This window comes from Streptomyces sp. NPDC057900 (genome assembly GCF_042887885.1).
In the GTDB taxonomy this organism is placed as follows: domain Bacteria; phylum Actinomycetota; class Actinomycetes; order Streptomycetales; family Streptomycetaceae; genus Streptomyces.
On sequence record NZ_JBHVOI010000001.1, the window covers coordinates 448,363 to 463,469 of the forward strand.

11 protein-coding genes are annotated in these 15,107 nt (G+C 71.3%); 8 read left to right on the forward strand and 3 right to left on the reverse strand.

Annotated elements, in window-relative coordinates; all coding sequences use genetic code 11:
* The first annotated feature begins 232 nt into the window (after positions 1-232).
* On the forward strand, positions 233-2,383 hold the full coding sequence (locus tag ACFVQ0_RS01775) for an MMPL family transporter (protein WP_390083524.1): 2,151 nt from the start codon (positions 233-235) through the stop codon (positions 2,381-2,383).
* 33 nt (positions 2,384-2,416) lie between these two features.
* Here ACFVQ0_RS01775 and ACFVQ0_RS01780 read toward each other — a convergent pair whose 3' ends face one another.
* Positions 2,417-4,075, reverse strand: coding sequence for an MFS transporter (locus tag ACFVQ0_RS01780; RefSeq protein WP_390083526.1), 1,659 nt, complete (start codon positions 4,073-4,075; stop codon positions 2,417-2,419).
* 596 nt (positions 4,076-4,671) lie between these two features.
* On the opposite strand from ACFVQ0_RS01780, the gene ACFVQ0_RS01785 reads away from it, so the two are divergent.
* Both ACFVQ0_RS01785 and ACFVQ0_RS01790 read left to right on the forward strand, forming a co-directional pair.
* A complete protein-coding gene (locus tag ACFVQ0_RS01785) occupies positions 4,672-5,646 on the forward strand; it encodes a TauD/TfdA dioxygenase family protein (RefSeq protein WP_390083528.1) in 975 nt (324 codons plus the stop codon).
* A 51-nt stretch (positions 5,647-5,697) separates the two neighbouring features.
* The gene (locus tag ACFVQ0_RS01790; RefSeq protein WP_073734695.1) at positions 5,698-5,928 is read left to right on the forward strand and encodes a hypothetical protein; all 231 of its coding nucleotides are present in this window, start codon (positions 5,698-5,700) and stop codon (positions 5,926-5,928) included.
* A 54-nt stretch (positions 5,929-5,982) separates the two neighbouring features.
* Here ACFVQ0_RS01790 and ACFVQ0_RS01795 read toward each other — a convergent pair whose 3' ends face one another.
* Positions 5,983-8,184 (reverse strand): alpha-galactosidase, encoded by a 2,202-nt coding sequence (locus tag ACFVQ0_RS01795; protein WP_390083529.1) that lies wholly within the window; start codon positions 8,182-8,184, stop codon positions 5,983-5,985.
* Positions 8,185-8,409: 225 nt separating this feature from the next.
* On the opposite strand from ACFVQ0_RS01795, the gene ACFVQ0_RS01800 reads away from it, so the two are divergent.
* Positions 8,410-9,597: an ROK family protein gene (locus ACFVQ0_RS01800; protein ID WP_390083531.1), complete on the forward strand. Its 1,188-nt coding sequence runs from the start codon at positions 8,410-8,412 to the stop codon at positions 9,595-9,597.
* A gap of 24 nt (positions 9,598-9,621) precedes the next feature.
* Here the strand turns inward: ACFVQ0_RS01800 and ACFVQ0_RS01805 are convergent, their stop codons facing one another.
* Complete coding sequence (locus ACFVQ0_RS01805; RefSeq protein WP_390083533.1) at positions 9,622-10,389, reverse strand: NPP1 family protein; 768 nt, start codon at positions 10,387-10,389, stop codon at positions 9,622-9,624.
* A gap of 272 nt (positions 10,390-10,661) precedes the next feature.
* Here ACFVQ0_RS01805 and ACFVQ0_RS01810 point away from each other — a divergent pair, with 272 nt between their 5' ends.
* Genes ACFVQ0_RS01810 through ACFVQ0_RS01825 form a run of 4 tightly spaced genes read left to right on the forward strand, consistent with a single transcriptional unit; the run spans position 10,662 to position 15,039 of the window.
* Entirely contained in the window at positions 10,662-11,849 is a 1,188-nt protein-coding gene (locus tag ACFVQ0_RS01810) for an ROK family protein (protein ID WP_390083535.1), read from the forward strand.
* Positions 11,846-13,156, forward strand: coding sequence for an ABC transporter substrate-binding protein (locus ACFVQ0_RS01815; protein WP_390083537.1), 1,311 nt, complete (start codon positions 11,846-11,848; stop codon positions 13,154-13,156). The genes ACFVQ0_RS01810 and ACFVQ0_RS01815 overlap by 4 nt, the downstream gene beginning before the upstream one ends.
* 21 nt (positions 13,157-13,177) lie before the next feature.
* The gene (locus ACFVQ0_RS01820; protein WP_390083539.1) at positions 13,178-14,119 is read left to right on the forward strand and encodes a carbohydrate ABC transporter permease; all 942 of its coding nucleotides are present in this window, start codon (positions 13,178-13,180) and stop codon (positions 14,117-14,119) included.
* Positions 14,116-15,039 (forward strand): carbohydrate ABC transporter permease, encoded by a 924-nt coding sequence (locus tag ACFVQ0_RS01825; protein ID WP_390083541.1) that lies wholly within the window; start codon positions 14,116-14,118, stop codon positions 15,037-15,039. The genes ACFVQ0_RS01820 and ACFVQ0_RS01825 overlap by 4 nt, the downstream gene beginning before the upstream one ends.
* Positions 15,040-15,107 lie beyond the last annotated feature (68 nt).

The window sequence follows — 15,107 nt, forward strand, 5'->3', positions numbered from 1 at the left end:
GGTGCCGGGCGTCAGGGGGCCGGTCGCACCCCCGCGACGCCGGATAGCCCGACCGGGGCCCGGCAGCCGCCCGTCGGCGGGTCGCGGGGATACCGCGCGGGCCGCCGCCTACTCTCACCGGCACGGAACGTGGGAGCGGGTGGCGTTGCGGAAACGGTGCTGCGCGGCCCGTGCAGGCGGCCGCCGTCTCCCTCGATCACGACGTCACTCCTGACGAAGTACGGGGAGTGCCATGCCGGATCCGCAGCGGGGCCGAAGAGCGGGGGTGGCGTCGCTGGTCTGCGGCCGGCGCACCAAGTGGCTGGTGGTGGCGTTGTGGCTGATCGTCTTCGTCGTCGCCGCGCCGCTCGCGCAGAAGCTCACCGACGCGCAGGACAACGACGCCGCTTCCTGGCTGCCGAGCAGCGCGGAGTCCACCCAGGTCCTGGAGAGTTCGAAGGACTTCAGGCCCGAGATCATCACCGCGGTCGTCGTGTACGCCAGGGAGGGCGGCCTCACCGGGGCGGACCGTTCCCGGATCGCCCAGGACGCGCGGGAGCTGCGGACCACGCGGGTGCACGGGATCCGCGGCCCGCAGACCCAGGGCCCCGTGTTCGACAAGAAGGTCTCCCCCTCGGCCGCGCAGATCTTCGTACCCATCACGATGGGCGACGAGGGCTGGAAACAGCTCGGACCGGCCGTCGACTCGATCCGTGATCTGGTGGGCGGCAGCGGCGGCGGACTCGCCGTGCACGTCACCGGGCCCGGCGGTATCTCGGCGGACTCGTCGGACGCCTTCTCCGGCATCGACTCGACGCTGCTGATCGCCGCTCTCGGCGTGGTCATCGTGATGCTGCTGATCACCTACCGCAGCCCCACCCTGCTTCTGCTGCCGGTGATCGCGGTGGTGGCGGCGCTCTTCAGCGCGCAGGCGCTGATCTATCTGCTCGCCGCGCACGCGGGTCTGACGGTGAACGGGCAGAGCGCCGGCATCCTCACGGTGCTGGTGTTCGGCGCGGGCACGGACTACGCGCTGCTGCTGGTGGCGCGCTACCGGGAGGAGCTGCGCCGGCACGAGGACCGTCACGACGCGATGGCGCGGGCGCTGCACCGGGCCGGGCCCGCCGTGCTGGCGAGCAGCGGGACCGTGGTGCTCGGCATGCTGGTGCTGCTGGTCGCGGAGATGAACTCGACGCGGGGGCTGGGGCCGGTGGCCGCGATCGGCGTGGCGGTCGCGCTGATCGCCATGCTCACGCTGCTGCCCGCCCTGCTGGTGATCTTCGGCCGGTGGGTCTTCTGGCCGGTCGTCCCGCACTTCGGCTCCGCCGAGCCGACCGAGCGCGGGATCTGGGCCCGGACGGGGCAGCGTCTGGCCCGCCGCCCCCGGACCGTCTGGGCCACCACCGCGCTGGTGCTCGCCGCCCTGTCGCTGGGGCTGACGCAGCTCAACGCCTCGGGCCTCAGCAACGCCGACTCCTTCACCGGAAAGCCCGACTCGGTCACCGGCCAGGAGGTGCTGGACCGCTACTTCCCGGCGGGCAGCGGGGACCCCCTGCTGGTCATCGCCTCGGCCGGGCGGGACGACGCGGTACGCCGTGCGGTGGCGACGACACCCGGGGTGGTGCCCGGTTCCGTCATCGTGCCGCCGGGTGCGCGGCCGGAGGCGGACGGCCGGGTCATCCTTCAGGCGACGATGACCGCCCCGTCGGACAGCGACGGGGCGAAGGAGACCGTGGAGCGGGTCCGTGACGCGGTGCACGCGGTGCCGGGTGCCGAGGCACAGGTGGGCGGCAGCACCGCGGCGCTGATCGACATGGACGCCGCGACCCGGCACGACAACATGCTGATCATTCCCCTGGTGCTCCTGGTGGTGCTGATCATCCTCGCGCTGCTGCTGCGTGCCGTGGTCGCGCCCCTGCTGCTGATCGCCACGGTGGTGCTGTCCTTCGCGGCGGCGCTCGGCGTCAGCGCGCTGGCGTTCCGTTTCGTCTTCGACTACGCGGGCGAGCCCACGGACTTCCCGCTGTTCGTCTTCGTGTTCCTGGTGGCGCTGGGCATCGACTACAACATCTTCCTGTCGACGAGGATCCGCGAGGAGGCCGCTCTCCAGGGCACCAGGGCGGGCGTGGTGGCGGGCCTCGCCGCGACGGGTGCGGTGATCACGTCGGCGGGTCTGGTGCTGGCGGGGACCTTCGCGGCGCTCGGCACGCTGCCGGTCGTGGTGTTCGCCGAGATCGGTTTCGCGGTGGCGCTGGGCGTGCTGCTGGACACCTTCGTCGTGCGCTCCGTGCTGGTCACGTCGCTCTTCCTGGACGTCGGCCCGCGCGTGTGGTGGCCCGGCCGGCTGGCCCGCGAGGACGGTACGGCGCGACGCGAGCCGGATTCACCGGCGCCGAAGGCGTAGGACCTGTCAGGGGGTTGTCCGGCTGTCGCGGTGTCATCGTTCCGGATCGGGGGGATCCTGGCCACCCGGCCGTGGCCGCTGCCGGGCGGGCTCGTCCGGGGCATCCGGCGCCGCCGCTCCCTCCGGAGCGTCAGCGGCCTCCGCGGCCACGGGCATCGCGGCGCCGCCGCCCCGCAGCCGCTCGATGTCCGAGGGGCGCACCTTGACGATGATCAGCGCGATCAGCGCGGCCACCACGGCGAAGACGACGGCGGTGACAAAGGCCCTGGAGATGCCCGTCACCAGCACCTGCTCGCCCCACTGCCCCGGCAGCTGGCCGGTCCTGCGGAACTGCGCCACCTGCGCGGGGGTCGCCTGCGACAGGAAGCCCGGGACCTGATGGGTGGCCTCGTTGCGGCTGGCCGTACCGAAGACCGTGACCAGGATGGACAGGCCCAGCGAACCGCCCACCTGCTGCATGGTGTTGAGGATCCCGGACGCCGCGCCCGCCTCCCGCGACCGGACACCGGACACGGCCATCAGCGTCAGCGAGACGAACTGCAGCCCCATCCCGAGCCCGAACACCAGCACCGGACCGAGCAGGCTGCCCAGATACGTGCTGTCGGCGTCCGCCTGGGTCAGCCAGCCGAGCCCGGCGGCACACAGGAGGGAGCCCGTCACCATGAAGGGTTTCGGCCCCCACCTGGGCAGCAGCCGCGAAGTGAACCCGGCACCCACGGCGATGATCGCGCTGACCGGAAGGAAGGCGAGTCCGGCCCGGAGCGGGCTGAAGCTCAGGATGTTCTGCACGAAGAGGGTCAGGAAGAAGAACATTCCGAACATCGCGGCGGACAGGCACAGCATCATCCCGTACACACCGGCGCGATTGCGGTCGCGGAACATCCACAGCGGCGTAATGGGCTGCCTCGACCGGCCCTCGATGGCGATGAACAGGGCGAGCAGTACGACGGCCGCGGCGAAGGCTCCCAGGGTGAGGCCGTTGCTCCAGCCCTCCTCGGACGCGCGGATGAAGCCGTAGACGAGCAGCACCATGCCCAGCGTGGCCGTCAGTGCCCCCGCCACGTCGAAGTGGCCCGGGTGGCGTTCGGACTCCCGGATGAAGCGGGGTGTGGCGAGCACGATCAGCAGCCCGATGGGGACGTTGACGAAGAAGATCCACCGCCAGTCGAGCCACTCCACCAGCAGCCCGCCCGCCAGCAGCCCGATGGCGCTGCCGCCGGCCGAGACGGCGGCGAAGACGCCGAACGCCCTGTTGCGGTCCGGCCCTTCGCGGAAGGTCGTGGTGATGAGTGAGAGCGCGGTCGGCGAGGCGATGGCACCGCCGACGCCCTGGAGGGAACGCGCCGCCAGCAGCTGCCAGGATTCCTGGGAGAGCCCGCCGAGCAAGGAGGCGAAGGCGAAGAGCACGACGCCGAACATGAAGACTCTGCGGCGGCCGAGGATGTCACCGAGCCGCCCGCCCAGCAGCAGCAGTCCGCCGAACGTCAGCGTGTAGGCGTTGACCACCCAGGAGAGGTTCTCGGTGGAGAAGCCCAGGGCGGTCTGGATGTGCGGAAGGGCGATGTTCACGATGGTGATGTCGAGAACCACCATCAACTGGCACGAGCAGATGACGAGTAGGGCGATCCCGCTGCCGTGTGCCCCCTTCGGGGACTCGGCAGACTGGCGGGGTGTCGCGTGGGATTCCGTCATGGGATCGCTTGCAGAGCGTGCGGAGCTCGCAGATTCAAGCCGTTGAGTGAACGCATCCGTTCACTCACACGAGATTAGTCCTGCCCGTCCGCCCCCGCCAATCGATGGAGGTCCCGGACGGCCGGCGAGCGGACACGCGGGCGCGGCGCGACATTACGGCGGCGTGAATTCGCGCGGGGCCTCGCGCACGGTGCCCCGGCCCCGTGCGCGGATGGTCGGTCGCGGACCGCGAAGCCCTGGTCGGGGGCGGTTTTCCGGGGCCCGCCGGGACGGGTCCCGGACCGTGCCCGGGCGCCCCGCGCGGTGCGGGCACGTGGTTGACGTACCCGACGGGGCGCTGCGAGTCTCCGGAACATGTTCGCGACGGCCACTCCCGATGCGCGGCCCGCCCCGCGCGCCGGCCGCACCGCGCTGCCGCCCGGGTGTCCGGGCCGCTGTAGCGCTGCCTGACCGCCCCTGTCGCACCGCGCCACCGCCACGTCCCGACACGCCCCGTCCCGGCATCCCGGCGTCCGCACGTAACCGCGTCCGGCGGTGGCGGTCCGCCGCCCTCGGTCCGCCGCCCATGGGGCGTACCTCTCGAAAGGATTCCCGCAATGTCCTCGGCAACCACCGCTTCCGCATCCGCTTCCGCATCCACCGTGACCGTCCGGAAGGTCGGCGGACGTATCGGCGCCGTCATCTCCGGGGTACGTCTCGGCGGCGACCTCGCCCCGGAGACGGTCGCGGCCGTCCGGGCCGCGCTGCTGGCCAGCAAGGTCGTCTTCTTCCGCGGCCAGGACCACCTGGACGAGGACAGCCACGAGGCGTTCGGCAGGCTGCTGGGCACCCCGGTCGCCCACCCGACCGTCCCGTCCGCCGACGGCCGCTACTCACTGGGCATCGACTCCGACCACGGCGGCCGCGCCAACCAGTGGCACACCGACGTCACCTTCGTACCCGCCTATCCGGCCTTCTCCATCCTGCGCGCGGTGACCGTCCCGCCCTACGGCGGCAACACCCTCTGGTCCAACACCGCCGCCGCGTACGCCGGGCTGCCCGAGCCGCTGCGCACCCTGGCCGACGGCCTGCGGGCCGTCCACTCCAACGACTACGACTACGTCGCGCTGCGCCCCGACGCCCTGCCGGAGGCGCTCGCCCAGTACCGGAAGGTGTTCACCTCGACGAAGTTCCTCACCGAGCACCCGGTGGTCCGCGTCCACCCGGAGACGGGCGAACGGGTGCTGCTCCTGGGTAACTTCGTCCAGCGCGTCAGCGGGCTCACCGGCCGCGACTCGCGGGCGCTCATCGACCTGTTCCAGTCCCACATCGAGCGCCCGGAGAACACCGTGCGCTGGCAGTGGCGGGCCGGCGACGTCGCCATCTGGGACAACCGCGCCACCCAGCACTACGGGGTGGACGACTCCGACACCCACGAGCGCAAGCTGCGCCGCGTCACCATCGACGGAGACGTCCCGGTCGGCACGGACGGCCGGCGCTCCACCCTGATCAGCCCCGCGCAGGTGCCGGAGCCCGCCTTCGGTATCGCGTCCGGCGCCTCGGCGGACCCGGTGGCCGCGACCGGGGCCTGAAAGGACCGAAGGTAAAGACTCCTTTCATTGCGCAACCTTTAAAGTATGAGCATGGATACCGATTGCACGACACGCGAGGAGCACGCGGTGCTCGTCGGGGGCCCCGCCCACGGCCTGCGCCTGCGCGTCACCGACCGGCCCACGGTCGTACAGGTCACCCGTCCCTGCGAGGTGGAGGCCGCGCCGGGCGGCGTCCGGGCCGAGGCCCTGTACGTGTACCGGCTCGGCCTGCCCCCGGGCGACGGCCCGCTGCGCTACGGCTACGACGCGGCGAGCCCGTGACCCCGGCCGGCGGCGGCGCACCGGCCCCACCGGGGCGGGCCGGTGCGCCGCCGGTCAGCCGGCGGACACCTGCGCCGCGACCTCGATCAGCAGGGCCTGCCCCGGGTTGAGCGTCGGCATCGGCAGCCCCGCACCGCTCAGTACGGTGCCCGGCACCGGGACCCAGCCGTCGAGCGCCGCCGTGCACCAGAGGGGGCCGGTGACCTGGTGCAGCGCGGGCAGCCCCGCCTCCGTACGGATCCGGACCCGGTAGGGCCGCCCGGGGGTGAGGCCGGGCAGCCGGACCCGGCCGGACTGCCCCGGCACCGAGGTCTCCGTGCGCGCCCAGCAGTACAGCGCGGCGCCGCCGTCCGCCGCGACCACGCCGTGCAGCTGGGTCGCCTCGTCGTCGAGGTCCGCCCTGACGACCCGTCCGCCGTGCAGGAGGCCGCGCAGTTCCTTGTAGAGCGCCGCCCACCGGCCCAGCGCCGCGCGTTGCTCCGGGGTGCGCCCGGTCAGGTCGTCCTCGATGCCCGCGTGCCCGAACAACGCGGTGATCAGCCGGAACGAGTCATCGGTGACCCGCCCCGTCGTATGGCTGCGCGGGCCCCCGACATGGGTGCCGATCAGCTCGGGCGGCAGCAGCTGCGCCGTCCAGCGCTGGATCGACTGGCGCTCCACCGGGTCGTTGCAGTCGGACGCCCAGACCCGGTCCGTACGGGCGAGGACGCCGAGGTCCACGCGTCCGCCGCCGCTGGAGCACGACTCGATCTCCAACGCGGGGTGGCGCTGCCTGAGTTCGTCCATCAACCGGTACAGAGCCACCGTCTGGGCGTGCGTGCCGGGCCGGTCGGCGCCGTCCGCCCCGCGCCGCACCGCCTCGTGGAGATCCCGGTTGTGGTCCCACTTGAGATAGTCGATGCCGTAGTCGGTGACGAGCGTGTCCAGCCGCTCCAGCAGATGGGCGAAGGCGTGCTCGTCGGCGACGTTCACCACGTACTGGTGGCGGGAGCTCGGGCCCACTCCGGCGGACGGGCCGAGGATCCACTCGGGGTGCTCGCGGGCCAGCCGCGAGTCGAGGTTCACCATCTCCGGCTCCACCCAGAGCCCGAACTGCATTCCGTGGCCGTGCACCCGGTCCGCCAGCGGGGTCAGCCCCTCGGGCCACACCTGCGGGTCCACCGTCCAGTCACCGAGCCCCGCCGTGTCGTCCCGGCGGCCGAGGAACCAGCCGTCGTCCAGGACCAGTCGCTCCACCCCGACGGCGGCCGCCGCGTCGGCCAGCGCCAGCAGCCGTTCGGGGCGGTGGTCGAAGTAGACCGCCTCCCAGGTGTTCAGGGTCAGCGGCCGGGGCGACGACGGATGGCCGGGGCGGGCGCGGAGCATCGTGTGGAAGCGGCCGGCCAGCCCGTCCAGCCCCTCCCCCGACCAGGCGAAGAAGCATTCGGGGGAGGTGTACCGGTCGCCCGGGGCCAGCCGGATCTCGCCGGGAGCCAGCAGTTCGCCGCCGCCGAGGACTCCCCCGTGCACCCCGGCGCCCTCGGGCAGCCGTTCGGCGAGCCAGCGCTGGTTGCCGCTCCACCCCACGTGGAGGGCCCAGACCTCGCCGGTACGGAACCCGAATCCGGGGACCCCGACCGTCAGGAGGTGCGGCGCGTCCACTCCGGGCTTGCCCCGGCGCACCTCACGGACATGGCCCGCGAACGCCAGCCGGCCACGCTGCGGGGTGCGTTCGCGGCACCACTTCCCGGTGAAGTCCAGGATCTCCTGGGCCCTGTTCGGCAGCGGGAGCAGCGCGGTGGTGGCGGCGAGGTCGTACGGGACGGTGGCGGCGGTGCCGGATTGGCCGGGGGCCGGGCACGAGACGCTGGTGCGCACGCCCAGGACGCCGGACGGGTCCAGCCGGTAGGTCAGGGTGATGTCGAGCGCGGCATCGGTGTCGTGGAGGGCGATGGCCAGTTGGCCGGGGCCTTCCTCGGCTCCGGTCATCACGACCCTGGGGGCGGTGGCCGTCCCGGCCCGGTGGCCCTGCTGGGCGGGGGTGCCCAGCCAGCCGTCGGCCTCGGTGGGCCAGACCGTGAACCGACGTGGTTCGTCGGGGGCGTTGTTGAGCGTGGCGGCGTCCGCCGTCAGCCCGAGGGCCGCGAGACCGTCGCCGGTCAGCTCACCGAGGTCCTCGCCCCAGTGCAGGACACGGGGCAGCGGAGCCTGGAGTTCGACGACGAAACTCACCCCGGCCGCGCGCAGGTTCACGATCCGGTTGGTGATGCGGGTCATGGCATGTCCTCTCGAAACCACTGGGCGGGGCCCGCGTCGGCACCCCCGTACGACCGGACCCCTGCCGAGGCCCGCCGCCTGCGATGAGAGCGCGGCGACTGCAACGATAGTTTCCTTCCAACGTCAATATATTCAACATCGACCCGAGATCATTTCTCCGTTTCCGCGCACTGCGGCGTTCCGGGCCCAGCTCCTTGCTTTCGGCCAGAAGGTAATCTCCACGGGGTGAACCTCTCCCGGCAGCCACCGTCCGCAGCCCTTGTCCTCCAGGCCCTGCTGACCCAGGGACCGTTGACCCGGGCGGAGCTCGGACGCCGCACCGGGCTCTCCTCCGGGGCCGTCACCAAGGTCTCGGCGCCGCTGCTCGACGACGGCTGGATCACCGAGCTCGGCCCGTCCGGTGACCGGCAGCCCGGCCGCCCGGCCACGTTGATGGCGGTACGGCCGGAACGGGCCGGGTTCATCGGGATCAAGATCACCTCGGACGAGCTGATCGGGATGCTCGTCGACCTCACGGCGGCGCCACTGGCCACCCACCGCACCCCGCTCCGCTCGCGGGATGTCGGCACGGTGGTCAGGGCCGTCGCCCGGCTGGTCGGCACCCTCTCCGGACGGGCCGGAGAAGGGGAGGGCGGGTCAGGGCCTGCGGTGCACAGCATCGGCGTGACGGTCTCCGGCGATGTGGACGGCCCGTCCGGCACGGTCCGCTACTCGCCCTTCCTCGACTGGCACGGGGTGCGCCTCGCCGCACTGGTCGAGGAGGCCACCGGCATTCCGGCGGTGATCGACAACGACGTACGGGCCCTCACCGTCGCCGAGCAGTGGTTCGGCGCCGGGGTCGGGCTCTCCTCGTTCGCCCTGGTCACGGTCGGCGCGGGGGTGGGCTGCGGAATGTCCGTCCACGGCCGGGTGGTCTCGGGGGCGTTCGGGGTCTCGGGCGAGCTGGGACATCTGCCCGTCGGCGGCAGCGACCGGGTCTGCACCTGCGGCAACACCGGCTGCGTCGAGGCCGTCGCGTCGACGCAGGCCATCGTGGACCAGGTGCGGGAGCGGACGGGGGACGCGGATCTGTCCCTCGCCGACGCCGTGCGCCTCGCGCGGTCCGGAGACACCACGGCGCGCGCCGTCTTCACCCGGGCCGGGCGGGCGCTGGGACTGGGAATCGCCTCCGTGGCCAACCTCATCGGCCCGGAGCGCGTCATCATCTCCGGCGAGGGCGTGGCGGCGTACGACCTGTTCTCCGACGAGATCCGCCGGACCTTCGCGGACCAGGCCTTCGGCGCGGCCGCCCGGTGCGAACTCGTGGTGCGGCCGCTGCCGTTCGAGACGTGGGCACGCGGTGGCGCGGCGATGGCGGCCCACCGCGTCTTCGCCCCGTTGCCCGCCCGGCCCGCCGGGGCGGCGGGGCACTGACCGGCGCCCGCCGCCCCGTCCCCGTCAGGCGTTGGGGTCGAAGGGGATGCCCGCGGGCATCGCCTTCTCCAGGTGGCCGGCGAAGTTTCCGTCCTTCAGACCGAAGACGGCACTGCCGAAGTCGGCCTGCGTCAGCTTGTCCCGGATGCCTTCGGGGTAGCCGTTCCAGCCGACGAGGTCGGGGAACTGCCACTGGTGGTAGTGGTTCTCCGGCGGCTCGTCGCCGGTGGTCGCGGGACGGAAGCAGTGGGTTCCGATGCCGTCCTTGTGGTAGACGGCCTTGGGGTGGGTGCCGTCCCACTGGATCTGATCGCGGCCGTAGACGCTGAAGCCGCCGTGGGCCGAGGTGGAGACGTACTTCGCCTCGTTGTCCTGGACCCAGACCACGACGTGCTCCCAGTCGTGGCGGTGCCCGCCGAGACCGCTGCCGGCCACGGCCTGGTCCTTCTCGAAGTAGAGGCCGTAGATGATGGCGCACCAGCCGTTGTTGCACTTGGAGCGGGCGTAGCCGTTGGTGTTGTCCAGGTCCCAGGAGTCGTGGCAGCTGCCGTTGACTGCGCCGGTGGTCTTCAGCCCGGGGGCTACGGTGCCGTCGGGGCCGATGGCGGGGGTCGGATAGCAGCCGTCACCGTCGTAGTCGTAGGCCGGCTGGAAGGTCTGTTCCAGTCCGTCGGCATTGGCGGGCAGCGCACCCGGCACGTCCGCGAAGGCGCTGCCCGGCGCGGCCAGGACCAGCGTCCCGGCGGCGGCCAGCACGAGTGACACCTTGCGGATCCGTCGTCTGTTCTTCACTGCTTCCTCCTGGTCGAAGCGTGTCCGGCCACGCCATTCGATGACATGGCCATGCCCATACCCACGCTCGGGGAACCGCGAAGCCCCGCCGGGTACGGGAGATTTCGCGGCGGTGAGGACTCGGCCAACTGCCGGGCGGCGCACGGGGAGTGGCCCGTCCGGCAGACCGGGACACGGTGGGACCCCGGCGGTTCGGGGCCGTCCGTACGACGTCTCATCGGGGTTGACTTTTTTTCTTGACAGAGGAAATTAACTCCCCTACGTTTCCCGCCATGTCATCGACCAACCTCGTCGAGACGTTCCCGGCGCCAACGCCGGCTGCCTCTCTGGTGTTCACCACTGCCCTGTCCCAAGGGCCGCTGTCCCGGGTGGAGATCGCCCGCAGGACCGGGCTGTCCTCGGCCGCCGTGACCAAGGCCGTGCGCCCGCTCATGGAGACCGGGTACTTCGTCGAGGAGGCCGACGGCAGCACGCCTCCCTCGGTCGGCCGGCCGGCCAACCCGGTGCGGGTCAACGGGGGTCGCGCCCTGTTCATCGGCGTCAAGGTGACCGCGGACGAGGTCATCGCCGTCCTCGCGGACCTCTGCTGCCGGGTCAGGGTGGCCCGTCATGTGCCGCTCACCGAGCGGTCGCCCGGTGCGGTGATCTCCGTGATCGCCGCGCTCACGGGCGAACTGGTCACCCGGGCGCAGCCGTTCGGCGTCGGAGTGCGCGGCCTGGCCGTCGCGGTGTCCGGCGATGTCGACCGGGCCGCGGGGGTGGTCCGCTATTCGCCGTTCCTCGGCTGGCGGAACGTCGCACTGGCCGGGCTCGCGGAGACGGCCACCGGCCTGCCGGCCACGGTGGACAACGACGTGCGGGCACTGACCGTGGCGGAGCAGTGGTTCGGCGCCGGGGTCGGGCGGTCCGACTTCGCGCTGGTCACGGTCGGGGCCGGGATCGGCTGCGGACTGGTCGTCCACGGCCGGGTGGTGGCCGGGGCGCACGGGGTGGCCGGTGAGATCGGCCACCTCTCCATCGACCCGCACGGGCCGCTCTGCCACTGCGGCAACCGGGGCTGTGTCGAGGCGATCGCCTCGGACTCGGCCATCGTGCGCCGCATCCAGCAGGAGACGGGGCAGCCGGTCGGCGGCCCCGCGCACGCGCTGGAACTGGCCAGGTCGGGCGAGCCGGTGGCCCGCGAGGCCTTCGCCCTGGCAGGGGCGGCGATCGGCCGGGCCATCGGGGCGGTCGCCAATCTGCTCGGCCCCGAGTGCGTGATCATCTCCGGCGAGGGGCTGGCCGCCTACGACCTGTTCGCCGCGCAGATCCGCGACGCGTTCGCCGCCACCGTTTTCAGCACAGCCGCGCACTGCGACGTGATCACACGCCCGCTGCCGTTCGAGGAGTGGGCGCGCGGGGCCGCGGCCACCGCCATCCAGACCTTCATCGGGTCCGACACCATCAAGGAGAATCGATGACCGAGCCGAGCCGCATACCGGTACCGGGCCGTCCGGGCCGCAGGCGCGTCATGGGCGGGCTGATGGGAGTGGGCGCCGCGGTTCTGGCGGCCCCCGCGCTCACCGCCTGCGGGTCCGGGGCCGCCGCCGACCCCAAGACCGTGACCTTCGGGTCCAACGGCGCCGACGCCACACCCAAGAAGGCGTACGAAGCCCTGACCAAGGCCTTCGCGAAGGACAGCAAACTCACGGTCAGGACCAACACCGTCGACCACGACACCTTCCAGAAGGGCATCTCCAGCTACCTCCAGGGCACTCCGGACGACGTCTTCACCTGGTTCGCGGGCTACCGCATGCAGTACTTCGCCAAGAAGAAGCTGTGCGCTCCGCTGGACGACGTGTGGGAGAAGATCGGCGGCGGCTTCAGCGAGGCCGCGAAGCAGCTCTCCCGGGGCGAGGACGGGAAGTACTACTTCGTTCCGCTGTACAACTACCCGTGGGCCGTCTTCTACCGCAAGAGCCTCTTCAGGGAACGCGGTTACCGGGCGCCCACCACCTGGGACGACTTCGTCGCCCTGGCCAAGCGGATGAAGAAGGACGGCCTCTCACCGATCGCCGCCGGGTACGGGGGCGGGGACACCTGGAGCATCCTCGGCGCGTTCGACTACCTGAATCTGCGGACCAACGGCTACGAGTTCCACACCTCGCTGCTGCGCGGCGACATCAGCTGGACCGACCGCCGGGTGCGCGGAGCGATCGACCGGTGGCGCGAGCTCAGCCCGTACTACCAGGAGCGGGCCGGCGGCCGTTCCTGGCAGGACGCCGCCCAGTCACTGCTGGACAAGAAGTCGGGCATGGCCGTCATCGGCCTGTTCCTCGGACAGCAGATCAGCGACCCGGAACTCCGGGACGACATCGACTTCTTCGCGTTCCCCGAGATCGATCCGTCGCACGGCCAGGACACCGTGGAGGCGCCGACCGACGGGTTCATGCTCAGCCGCCGGCCCAAGAACGAGGAGAAGGCCAAGCAGTTCCTGGAGTTCCTCGGCAGCGCCCGCGCGGAGGGCCTGTACATGGGCGTCGACCCCAGCAACGTCGCCGTGCACAGCGACGCCGACACCAGCGGCTACAACGCGCTGCAGAAGAAGTCCGCCGCGCTCATCTCCCGGGCCGAGCACATCACCCAGTTCGGTGACCGCGACAGCGACCCGGGCTTCATCTCCACCGTCGTGCTGCCCGGACTGTCGCAGTGGCTGAGCAGCCCGGACGACGGCGTGGCCATGCTCAAGAAGATCGAGTCGCAGCGTTCGCGTTTCTTCACCGCCTGACCGACCCAGGGAAGCCCACCCATGTCTTCCGTACCCTCCGCGCCACCCGGCACCCGGCGGACGCGCCGGCCACGACGGCTCGGCCTCTCCGACCGGCTCTTCCTCACCGTGATCGTCGGAGTGCCGCTGCTCGCCCTGCTGGTCTTCGTCTGGCTGCCCGCGCTGGCCTCGCTCGCCCTGTCCTTCACCCAGTGGGACGGCCTCGAACTCTCCGGCATCCAGTGGACCGGTCTGGACAACTACCGGGAAATCTTCACGAATTACCCGCCGTTCTGGCCTGCTGTCCAGCACAACGTCATCTGGCTGCTCTTCACCGCGCTGCTTCCCACTCCGTTCGGGATCTTCCTGGCCTACCAGCTCGACCGGAAGATCCGCTTCACCCGGATCTACCAGACCGCCATCTTCCTGCCCATGGTGCTGTCGCTGGCCGTGGTCGGCCTGATCTGGGAGATCATCTACAACCCGGACAACGGACTGTTGAACGGCATCCTCAACACGGCGGCGCCAGGACACCACATCGACTGGCTGGGCGACCCGGACCTCAATCTGTGGATGGTCCTCATCGCCTCGGCGTGGCGGCACACCGGCTACATCATGATCCTCTACCTCGCCGGGCTGAAGGGCTTCGACCCCGCCCTCAAGGAGGCGGCCGCCCTCGACGGCGCCAACGGCCGGCAGACGTTCCTGCGCGTGGTCTTCCCCGCCCTCAAACCCGTCAACGTCATCATCCTGGTCGTGACGGCCATGGAGTCGCTGCGCGCCTTCGACATCGTGTACGTGCTCGGCGGCGGTGTCGGCAGCAAGCCCGGGATGGAGCTGCTGTCCCTGCTGATCACCGACAACATCATCGGCGAGTCCAGCCACATCGGCTACGGCTCCGCGCTCGCCATGATCATGCTGGTGATCTCCCTGGCGGCGATCGGCACCTTCCTCGTACAGAACTTCCGCAAGGAGGACCAGTGACCGTCACCGCACCACCGCCGGGCGTCCGCCGTTCACGGGCCCCCCGGCCGCCGGCCGGGCCGGCGCCGTCGCGGCGGCGGAGCCAGACCGGACGCCATGTGATGCTGGCCGGCATCTCGGTGCTCTGGCTGGTGCCGCTGCTCTGGGCGGTGTACACCTCACTGCGGCCCTACGAGGACACCAGCAAGCACGGCTACCTCTCCTGGCCCCGGAGCCTGAGCCTGGACAACTTCGGTGCCGCGTGGAGCCAGTCGGGCATGTCGCACTACTTCTGGAACTCGGTCCTGGTGACCATTCCGGCGGTGCTTGGCACTCTGTTCTTCTCGGCGGCCGTGGCGTTCTACGTGTCGCGGTTCGACTTCCGCTGGAACGTCGCCCTGCTGATGCTCTTCACAGCGGGCAACCTGCTGCCGGCCCAGGTCCTGATCACCCCGCTCTACCGGCTGTACCTGCAGATCCCGCTGCCGGCCTGGATGAGCGATTCGCTGCTCCTGTACAACTCCTACTGGGGCATTATCGCCATCCATATCGCCTACCAGTGCGGCTTCTGCACCTTCGTCCTCAGCAACTACATGAAGACGATCCCGAAGGAGATCACGGAGGCGGCGCTGGTCGACGGTGCGCCCGTGTGGCGCCAGTTCCTCCAGATCGTGCTGCCGCTGTGCCGCCCCGCGTTCGCCGCGCTGGCGACGCTGGAGTCGATCTGGATCTACAACGACTTCTTCTGGCCGCTCGTCCTGATCGAGACCGGCGACAAACGGCCGGTCACCTCGGCGCTCGCGAGTCTCCAGGGCCAGTACTTCACCAACCCGAACCTCATCGCGGCCGGTGCGCTGATGACGGCCGTGCCCACCCTCCTCGTGTACTTCGCGCTCCAGCGCCAGTTCATCAGCGGCCTCACCATCGGCGCGGGCAAGTAGCCGACCGGCCGCGAACCGCCGCGCCCCGCACACCCAGCACCGCCCCGTCCCCCGCACCGCCCCACCCG

Coding starts and splice junctions, on each gene's coding strand:
- ACFVQ0_RS01775 (WP_390083524.1), top strand. CDS start 233: ATGCCGGATCCGCAGCGGGGCCGAAGAGCGGGGGTGGCGTCGCTGGTC.
- ACFVQ0_RS01780 (WP_390083526.1), bottom strand. CDS start 4,075: ATGACGGAATCCCACGCGACACCCCGCCAGTCTGCCGAGTCCCCGAAG.
- ACFVQ0_RS01785 (WP_390083528.1), top strand. CDS start 4,672: ATGTCCTCGGCAACCACCGCTTCCGCATCCGCTTCCGCATCCACCGTG.
- ACFVQ0_RS01790 (WP_073734695.1), top strand. CDS start 5,698: ATGGATACCGATTGCACGACACGCGAGGAGCACGCGGTGCTCGTCGGG.
- ACFVQ0_RS01795 (WP_390083529.1), bottom strand. CDS start 8,184: ATGACCCGCATCACCAACCGGATCGTGAACCTGCGCGCGGCCGGGGTG.
- ACFVQ0_RS01810 (WP_390083535.1), top strand. CDS start 10,662: ATGTCATCGACCAACCTCGTCGAGACGTTCCCGGCGCCAACGCCGGCT.
- ACFVQ0_RS01815 (WP_390083537.1), top strand. CDS start 11,846: ATGACCGAGCCGAGCCGCATACCGGTACCGGGCCGTCCGGGCCGCAGG.
- ACFVQ0_RS01820 (WP_390083539.1), top strand. CDS start 13,178: ATGTCTTCCGTACCCTCCGCGCCACCCGGCACCCGGCGGACGCGCCGG.